Consider the following 6,576-nt stretch of genomic DNA (forward strand, 5'->3'; position numbering starts at 1 on the left):
TGATTCAAAGCTTAATCAATCGAAAGCCTGTCAGGCAAGCAGGGAGAAAACACGAATTGAACAACTTTTGAACCTGTTTAAATGCATTATTTACATAGAGTTAAACAGATTTTTAACAGTACTCGGGGAACAGGTTTATTTATCAGATGATTAATGAACCTCTTTTTTGCGTAGAACTGTGACCCGCCTTACGCGGCAGATAATACTTCACCTGAAATTCAAACACGTTGGTGTAGAGGATAGAATAATCAATAGGACTGTGAGTTTCGTCAACCGACTGAGTTTCCATACGAATAATCGGATCGCGTACGCTGATATGCAGTAATTTAGCAATGTCGGCCGGCGGCAGCAGCGGCTGGAATGACTCATAGCAGCCATGAATTTCTACGCCACACTCATCCTCGATGTAGGAAAATTTCGATCGCTTCATGTGGTTAACCGTCAGATCCGGGAAGCGATTAACGGACAGCCAGGTTTCCTCCACCTGCATAGGGACATTGTCGATATGGCGCAGCCTTTTGGCGTAATACACCGGCTCGCCGATGGCCAGCTGCAGGCGGCTGGCTATCTCCTCGGAGGCTTGCTGCAGCTCAAATCTCAGCACCTGGCTGGAGGGTTTTTTACCTTCACTTTTAGCAATTTCCGTAAAGCTATCCAGGTGAGTTACCGAGGCCTGAAAGTGCTTGTTTCTCACGTAGGTACCGGAGCCGTGCCTGCGCTCGATCAGAGATTCATCTTCCAGCACCCTCAAGGCTTTGCGCAGCGTATTGCGCGACACGTTGTAGAATTCAGCCAGCTCTTTTTCGGACGGGAGGCTGTCGCCGATATTGCAGGTTGGGCTACTGATTCGGCTTTTTAGTAAGTTAACAACATCTTTATAAACCACTTTTGAACCTCCTTAATTCATTTAAAAACAATCAATTACTATCTCATTAGTGCCGAAAGTTCAACACAGGTTCATTTTCATTCTGTTTTTTGCACCACTCGGTGCTCACTAACTGTGATCGAAATGGCAGATGAATAAATTGATATTCATTAAGTTAGCCGCTGACTGATTATCGACAAAATAGTTAAGGGTAAAAATGAAGAACATATTATTGGTTTGCGCGGCTGGGATGTCCACCAGCATGCTGGTTAAAAGAATGCAGGATCATGCTGCAGCGGGAAATATTTCGGTCAATATTAACGCACTGGCGATTGCTGAAGCGAAAGAAAGAATAAAGAAAAATGAAGCGGATGTGGTCCTGCTGGGCCCTCAGGTTCGTTTTCAAAAAAGCGAAATCGAGGAAATTGCTCAGGGAAAAATTCCTGTGTCGGTAATCGATATGAAGCATTATGGGCAAATGGACGGAAAGTCCGTTCTGGATACTGCGTTAACTCTGCTTGGCGGCCATTAATTCTTTCTGGTCGAAATAATAACTCACTGATTAATTGATTAGGTTTATCGTCACGCCTCCTGATTAGAGGAAGGTTTTTTATCGATAAATTTAAATCACCAGTCAATATCTCTCTAATTATAAAGGGCGCATCATGAGTATAATGAATGCCTTTGAACGCGGTATGGAAAAACTTCTTGTTCCTATTGCGATTAAATTAAACTCTCAGATACACGTCTCGGCCATCCGTGATGCTTTTATTTTGTCGTTCCCGATCGTCATGGCCAGTTCGCTGATCGTGCTGATTAACTTTGCCATTCTTTCTCCGGATGGTTTTATTGCCTCACTGCTTCATCTTGGAACTCTGTTTCCTAATTTAGCCGAAGCTCAAAAGATATTCTCCCCGGTGATGAACGGGTCGGTGAATATTATGTCGATAATGATAGCCTTCCTGGTCGCACGTAATATCGCCATCAGCTATCAGCAGGACGACCTGCTGTGCGGTCTGACCGCTATCGGCGCGTTCTTTGTGGTCTATACCCCGTATCAAATGATGGGCGGACAGGCATACCTGACGACCCAGTATCTGGGGCCTCAGGGACTGTTTGTTGCGGTGATTGTCGCGCTGATTACCGGGGAAATTTTCTGCCGTCTGGCGCGCAACCCAAAAATTACTATCACCATGCCGGACGCCGTACCGCCGGCGGTTGCCCGCTCCTTTAAAGTACTGATTCCTATCTTCTTCGTGATGATTTTCTTCTCGGTGCTGAACTACTGCCTGACGAAAATCTCCCCTAACGGCCTGAACGAGCTGATTTATACCCTGATTCAGGCGCCGCTGAAAAACATGGGCACCAATATCGTCGCGGTGCTGGTGCTTGGCCTGGTCACCAACTTCCTGTGGGTGCTGGGTATTCACGGACCGAACACCACGGCAGCTATTCGTGAGACTATTTTCTCCGAAGCTAACCTCGAAAACCTCTCTTTCGCCGCCTCCAACGGTACCACGTGGGGTGCGCCATACCCTATTACCTGGGGTAGCATCAACGACGCCTTCGCCAACTACGGCGGCTCGGGGATGACGCTCGGCCTGCTGCTGGCTATTTTTATCGCCTCCCGCCGCGCCGACTATCGCGATTTGGCAAAAATGGCCTTCGTGCCCGGCCTGTTTAACATCAACGAACCGGTGATTTTTGGCCTGCCAATCGTCCTGAACCCGATTCTGATAATTCCATTTATTATGGTGCCGTTCGTAAACTCGCTGGTTGGCTACACCTTCGTGACGCTGGAGATTATTCCGCCGATTGCCTACGCCGTTCCGTGGACAACACCGGGGCCGCTCATCGCCTTCTTCGGCACCGGGGGGAACTGGATGGCGCTGTTTGTCGGGCTGCTGTGTCTGGCCATCTCCACGTTAATCTATTTACCGTTCGTTATTGCCGCCAATAAGGTAAATGCAGCGCAGGCGGCGCAGTAAACATCTACCGATGATAGCAATGTAATTTTCACCCGCCTCCGGTTATTCAAACCGGAGGCAAATAATAATTATACTTCTGGGACATTCTATGAATTCAAGTTTATTGAAGGTTAGCTTATTGTCTTCATCCATCCTTCTGGCGTTATCCTCAACCAGCGTAATGGCGGCAAAATTAACGGTTGAGCAGCGTCTGGAATTGCTTGAAAGACAATTATCAGAGAACAAATCCGAATTAAATAAAACGCAGAAAGAGTTAGCCGTATATAAAGACAAGGTCGCTCAACTGCAGCCAACCGGCAACAACGTTCAGTCCACAACGGCGCAGGTTAACCCGACGGTCTATTCTCCGGTAGCAGACAACATCGAGAATGAAAATAATCATCTCGACACCAAATCGCCACCAACGCCGGTTAAAGGCACGCAGAAAGTGGCCGTTGTAAATAATGAAGGCGGCAAAACCAGCGTACAAAACGTCACCCTGAAAGACATCAGCAAATACATTAAAGACGATATTGGCTTTAGCTACGAAGGCTACTTCCGCTCCGGCTGGGCGGCGGCAAACCACGGGTCAGCGCAAACCTACGCCGCCGGGTCGCTCGGGCGTTTCGGGAACGAGATGAGCGGCTGGTTCGACTTAACGCTGAACCAACGCGTCTACAACCAAGACGGCAAGACCGCCAACGCCATCGTGACCTACGATGGTAACGTCGGCGAGCAGTATAACGACGCCTGGTTTGGCGATAACAACGGCAACGAAAATATCATGCAGTTCAGCGATATTTTCCTGACCACCAGAGGTTTCCTGCCGTTTGCGCCGGAAGCTGACTTCTGGGTGGGTAAACACAAGCTGCCAGAATACGAAATCCAGATGCTCGACTGGAAGTCATTAACGACCCAGGTGGCCGCCGCCGTGGGTATCCAGAACTGGAACCTTGGCGTGGGCCAGCTTGACGCCTCTCTCAGCCGTAATGACGTCGACGTTTATTCCCGCGACTTCAGCCACACCACGCAGATGAACACCAACTCGGTTGACCTGCGCTACCGCAACATTCCGCTGTGGGAAAAAGGCTCGCTGTCGCTGATGGGCAAATACGCCTTTGCCAATAAAACCGACGACCAGAAAGACAACGAAAATAACGGCTCCTTCTTTAAGCTGAAGGATACCTGGATGGCGACGGCCATTGTGCGTCAGGATCTGCCGCGTGACACCTTCAACGAGTTCACCCTGCAGGTGGCCAATAACTCTTATGCCAGCAGCTTCGCGAACTTCTCGGGGGCCAGCAACTCAATGGCACCGGGCCGTTATTACTATGGCGACCAGACTGACGGCGTGGCGTGGCGTTTGATTTCGCAGGGCGAAATGTACCTCGCGGACAGAATCATCATGGCGAACGCGCTGGTTTACTCCCAGGGTAGCGATGTCTACAGCTATGAGAGCGGCGCCCACAGCGACTTCAGCAGCATTCGAGCCGTTATTCGCCCGGCGTGGATTTGGGATACCTGGAACCAGACCGGCCTGGAGCTGAGCTGGTTTACCCAGAAAAACAAAACCGAGCAGGGCGTGAACCTGAAAGAGTCTGGCTACAAAACCACGCTCTATCATGCTCTGAAGGTTGGCCCAAGCCTGCTCGGCTCGCGTCCTGAGATTCGTTTCTACGGCACGTACCTGAATATCCTGGATAACGAGCTGTCTGACTTCCGCTTTAACGAAAACAGCAAAAACGAGTTTATGGCCGGGGTACAGGCCGAGGTTTGGTGGTAATTTCCCACTCCGTGTTAAAAAGCCCGTCCGCCAGAACGGGCTTTTTATTTATCGGTACGTCCACTTTTGGCACGCGATTAAATACCCCACCAAGATAAAAACGAAACATTATATTTAGGCGATTATTCTCATAAAGCCACCTCGATATAACCGAGAAAATAAAATACGCAAATAACACCCCACCAAACATTCACGGTGTAAATATAATGAATTCAATTAAATTTTAGCCTCAATGATTTGTGTTAAAAGTAAAACCATGTTAAAAATTATCTTATACAAACCCCTCATAACTTTAATTAACCCTCAATGCTCTGGTGGATGAATCCCCCCATCAAGGGGGAATGGCTTTATTTAGTATTTACGCTTGTTTATTGCATAGAGAAACACCGTTAGAAAGGTGACCCGTTTCGTTATTAATTTATTGCTCTGCTACATGCTTAACGGAAAAACATCACTCAAAGGAATGTAAATGACGGAATATAATCAGGCTGCAACCTCTTTGGACTTAATGCAGTCAACGTTCATTAAAGTGGTACGTGATACGCTTATTCAACAGGGGCAGGCGCTATTACACATCGCACAGCAGTTCGAGCCAATACAGTATGCCGCAGCGCTTCACCTGATGCAGGAATGCAGAGGGCACGTTATTACATCTGGGATGGGGAAATCGGGGCACATTTGCAGAAAGATCTCTGCCACGATGGCGTCAACGGGCACACCCAGCTTCTTTATTCATCCGGCAGAGGCCTTCCACGGCGATTTAGGCATGATCACGCCTTCAGACCTGTTGCTGCTCATCTCGGCGAGCGGTGAGACCGATGAAATACTAAAACTGATCCCTTCATTAAAAAGCTTTGGTAACAAGATTATTGCAATAACCAATAACGGGCAGTCAACGCTGGCTAAGCATGCTGATGCAGTATTGGAACTGCATATGATCAGTGAATGCTGCCCTAATAATCTGGCACCCACGACGTCCACCACCTTAACGCTGGCAATAGGCGACGCGCTGGCACTCGCACTCATGCAAAAGCGAAAATTCAAACCAGACGACTTTGCGCGCTATCACCCAGGCGGCTCACTTGGCCGCCGCCTGCTTACCCGCGTCAGTGACGTGATGAATCTTCAGGTTCCACAAGTCGATGTTAAGGCTGATTTCCGTCGCGTTATCCAGGAGATAACGAGTGGCCGCCAGGGCATGGTAATGGTCACAAAAGACGGCCTGCTTGCGGGCATTATTACCGACGGCGATCTCAGGCGCTATATGGAAAAACATGCCGACTGCCAGACCGCAATTGCCGAGCAAATGATGGTGTGCCAGCCCCTGACAATTCCAGCCTCGACGATGCTGGTAGATGCGGAAGCACTCATGCACCAGCGCCGTATTTCCGCAATTCTGGTGACGGAAGAAAGTGGCCAGGCGGTGTTAGGGCTGGTGCGTATTTTTGACTAAGCGCTGAGCGACTCTGACAAAAATCACAGCGACGATGACCATTGCCCCTCAAAGGGCCGATACCATTTCTGTAAGTGACGATAGCTGTATGTTGATTAAGAAAATAAAAACCTGGTTATCCCTTGCCTCAAAACGCCTGCCACGGCTCAAGCTGGCTGTTATTCAGCACCATTTGGGCAAAATTATTGTGATAGCCCCGATGGCGTTGCTTACCGTTTATCTGGTTATGTTTAGCCAGCCTCGCTACATGAGTGAATCAAAAGTTGCTATCAAGCGAGCCAGCGAGATAGACAGCAGCAATCTCAATGTTGGTTTGCTTTTGGGTGCTTCAAACCCAGGCTCCGCAGAAGATGCCCTCTATCTCAAGGAGTGAACCGCCCCGGTTTTCCGGGAGAGTGTTTTGTCTGTGAACTCAGGCTGCCAGATCCTTATTCCCGATGGAAGCGTACCAGGCCTTTTCCGCTTCTGCCGGTGGGATATGACCCAGCCGTTCCAGTAACCGTTTGTT

Annotated in this window: 5 protein-coding genes and 1 pseudogene; 5 read left to right on the plus strand and 1 reads right to left on the minus strand. The window is 48.9% G+C overall.

From position 1 onward, the window contains the following. Window positions 1-142: 142 nt before the first annotated feature. Window positions 143-886, minus strand: coding sequence for a GntR family transcriptional regulator (locus tag VGM55_RS01830; RefSeq protein WP_331634408.1), 744 nt, complete (start codon window positions 884-886; stop codon window positions 143-145). Window positions 887-1,082: 196 nt separating this feature from the next. Between VGM55_RS01830 and VGM55_RS01835 the strand changes: the two genes are divergently transcribed. The 5 genes and pseudogenes from VGM55_RS01835 to VGM55_RS01855 all read left to right on the plus strand — a co-directional run. Beyond that, a complete protein-coding gene (locus VGM55_RS01835) occupies window positions 1,083-1,397 on the plus strand; it encodes a PTS sugar transporter subunit IIB (RefSeq protein ID WP_038475928.1) in 315 nt (104 codons plus the stop codon). A gap of 133 nt (window positions 1,398-1,530) precedes the next feature. Next, complete coding sequence (locus VGM55_RS01840) at window positions 1,531-2,853, plus strand: PTS sugar transporter subunit IIC (protein ID WP_154187042.1); 1,323 nt, start codon at window positions 1,531-1,533, stop codon at window positions 2,851-2,853. An 88-nt stretch (window positions 2,854-2,941) separates the two neighbouring features. Continuing rightward, a complete protein-coding gene (locus tag VGM55_RS01845) occupies window positions 2,942-4,615 on the plus strand; it encodes a carbohydrate porin (protein WP_038475932.1) in 1,674 nt (557 codons plus the stop codon). A 469-nt stretch (window positions 4,616-5,084) separates the two neighbouring features. Beyond that, window positions 5,085-6,068 (plus strand): KpsF/GutQ family sugar-phosphate isomerase, encoded by a 984-nt coding sequence (locus VGM55_RS01850; protein WP_154187040.1) that lies wholly within the window; start codon window positions 5,085-5,087, stop codon window positions 6,066-6,068. Between the two features lie 91 nt (window positions 6,069-6,159). Further along, window positions 6,160-6,438, plus strand: a pseudogene (locus VGM55_RS01855) (capsule biosynthesis protein); the annotation flags it as partial. Between the last annotated feature and the right edge of the window lie 138 nt (window positions 6,439-6,576).

This window comes from Cedecea sp. (assembly GCF_036500665.1).
GTDB lineage: Bacteria > Pseudomonadota > Gammaproteobacteria > Enterobacterales > Enterobacteriaceae > Cedecea.

Coding starts and splice junctions, on each gene's coding strand:
- VGM55_RS01850 (WP_154187040.1), top strand. CDS start 5,085: ATGACGGAATATAATCAGGCTGCAACCTCTTTGGACTTAATGCAGTCA.
- VGM55_RS01845 (WP_038475932.1), top strand. CDS start 2,942: ATGAATTCAAGTTTATTGAAGGTTAGCTTATTGTCTTCATCCATCCTT.
- VGM55_RS01840 (WP_154187042.1), top strand. CDS start 1,531: ATGAGTATAATGAATGCCTTTGAACGCGGTATGGAAAAACTTCTTGTT.
- VGM55_RS01835 (WP_038475928.1), top strand. CDS start 1,083: ATGAAGAACATATTATTGGTTTGCGCGGCTGGGATGTCCACCAGCATG.